This window comes from Galactobacillus timonensis, from assembly GCF_900240265.1.
Classification (GTDB): Bacteria; Bacillota_I; Bacilli_A; order Erysipelotrichales; family Erysipelotrichaceae; genus Bulleidia; species Bulleidia timonensis.
Map to the genome: position 1 here is coordinate 1 of NZ_LT964746.1, position 2,268 is coordinate 2,268.

General features: G+C 46.3%; 3 protein-coding genes and 1 pseudogene. All 4 read right to left on the reverse strand.

Translation table 11 applies throughout. The features are described from left to right. Window positions 1–461 (reverse strand): DEAD/DEAH box helicase family protein (locus tag C1714_RS13670; RefSeq protein ID WP_135567962.1); only part of this gene is annotated, 461 nt, incomplete at its 3' end. Then, window positions 458–985: a hypothetical protein gene (locus tag C1714_RS13675; RefSeq protein WP_102343787.1), complete on the reverse strand. Its 528-nt coding sequence runs from the start codon at window positions 983–985 to the stop codon at window positions 458–460. The genes C1714_RS13670 and C1714_RS13675, both read right to left, overlap by 4 nt. A gap of 14 nt (window positions 986–999) precedes the next feature. Beyond that, entirely contained in the window at window positions 1,000–2,043 is a 1,044-nt protein-coding gene (locus C1714_RS13680; protein WP_102343788.1) for an ATP-binding protein, read from the reverse strand. Next, a pseudogene (locus C1714_RS13685) lies at window positions 2,044–2,268 on the reverse strand (hypothetical protein); the annotation flags it as partial.

Sequence of the window (2,268 nt, forward strand, 5' to 3'; positions counted from 1 at the left end):
CGATCCGGCGTAGCTGTGACGCCGAGGACATTTGCATCGCTGAAATGATCAATGATGCGTCGATATCCATCGGTAATTGCGTGATGCGCTTCGTCGATGATAATTGTTCCATAGTAGTTCGGATCAAACCGATCAAGCCGATTCTCGCGTTGCAGAGACTGAACGGATCCGACTGTGACACGATTCCATGTCCCGAGTGCTGTCTGATCTGCCTTCTCAATCGATGATTTAAGACCAGTCATCCGATACAGCTTATCTGCAGCTTGATCCAGGAGCTCTCCACGATGAGCGAGGATCAGGACTCTGTTTCCAGCTCTTACCTGATCCTCTGCCACCTTGGAGAAAACAACTGTCTTTCCTGTACCTGTAGGAAGGACCAGCAGAGTTCTTTTCTTTCCGCTGGCCCATTCGTGTTCAATTGCTTCTCTTGCCGCCTCCTGATATGGGCGGAGCTGTGTCATTTCTTCCAGCTCCCCCAGCTGTTAGTGGATGCAGCTTCTTCTTTCGGATACAGCTTGGAAATCTTCATCGCAGTCCCATCTGTCCCGTCTTTCTTTTTGTAGGTTTCATGTTTGATCTGGAGTTTTCCGGTCTTTCCAATGTGATGATCCTTGGTCCAGTCAAAATGAATCGGATCGCCTTTCTTATGCAGGCCGATCGAATCATAATACTGAGCAATCATGCCCAGGCATCCGCGTGAATTCCACATGTAGAGGTTGAAGTTTTCAATATCGACATTGGATCCGTCTTCCGGATTCTTAACGCGGAATACCGGATTGACCTGTTTGCAGTTACCGACTTTTCCACCAACATCCTGATGACGGCTTTCCTTCAGATCAACAATTGTGAACTCATAGTCTCCTTCAGGAAGGAGAACATAATTGCCCCGATCATAGTCACCGAGATCAGCTGCTGAGAATACTGCAGAATCATTCAGTTCTCCGCCTTCTGCTGGTGCTGAGTTATTTGTCTTGTAATATTCCATTTATTTTTTCCTCCTCAGAATGGCAATTTTCTTTGTTCTTTGATGCTGTTCATGACTGCTTTCCAATTAGGAACTAAGAAGCCAAGATAGTAATCCGGATCATACTTATCAATAGGCATATCCGACGGGAAATGCCCCTGATCACCAACCACCTGCATCAGTTCGCTTGGATGGACGTTATCCGCTTTCATGAGATCTCTTAGCTCTTTTGGCAGATGAGACATTACATCATCTTCTGCATCTGTATATGGAGTGGGGAACCAATTATTGAGCAGATCGAGATCAGGTGTCTTTTCAGCGTGCTGTTCTTCTGTTTTTACTGGTTCCGGTTTATTTTCAAATAACTGAGCGATTGAGCTGAATTCAAACGGGAGCTTATCAGGCATGCCGAACCGATTCTTTGCATCCCAGGCTGCCGTGTGTGTGGTGTACATGACACGCTGATTACCCGTGGCATACTTTTTCTTCGTCTTCTGATCTTCTGTAATGAACGTTTCGTAGTTGGCGAAGAGCAGAACATCAGCCCATTCCTTAACCAATCCCGAAATGCTGCATTTCGGAGTGTCAATCAATTTCAGCTCATAACGGTCATACTGTCCCATCTCATCCGGCTTCGTAAATGTTCGGATGGTAGAATGTGCAACCAGGACAACATTTACACCTTTATCAACGAGATCATTCAACAGATTCAGAAGTTTTCCGAAGTCTTCTTTGACGTAGCTGTATCCCTTGCCATATCCGAAGTCCTCAATCCCCTTGACCTGATTCTTTTCGCATACCGAAACAACGCACAGCTGCTGCGCCCAGTCAACGGTGTCAATTACAAGAGTGCCGATGCCTGATGGATTGCTGATTGTCTGTTCTACTTCGCCAATCAGCATTTCCCAAGATGTAGGAGCTGGAAATCTTGCAACATCCATCTGATTTGTGGATCCTTCTGTATCAATGAAAACTGCTCCAGGGAACTGAGAAGCAAATGTGCTTTTTCCGATGCCTTCAATCCCATACACAACTACTCGCAATGCTTTTTCGATTTTCCCTCTGCTGATATCAAACATTTATTTCTCCTTCCAGCCCCACTTCTGAGCTGTCTGAGCAGGCTTTTCTTCCGGCTCCGGTGTCTTTATCAGCTCTGCCGGTTTGACCTCTGTAGCGGCTGTTTTGACGCCATTTTTGATGCTGTATCCATCCTCGATGTAGATGCTGCATTCATCTCCGGTGCTGACTCTGGTGGCGATAGCCTGAAGACCTTCTTTCTGGAGCCATGCGCCGAACTCATTCAT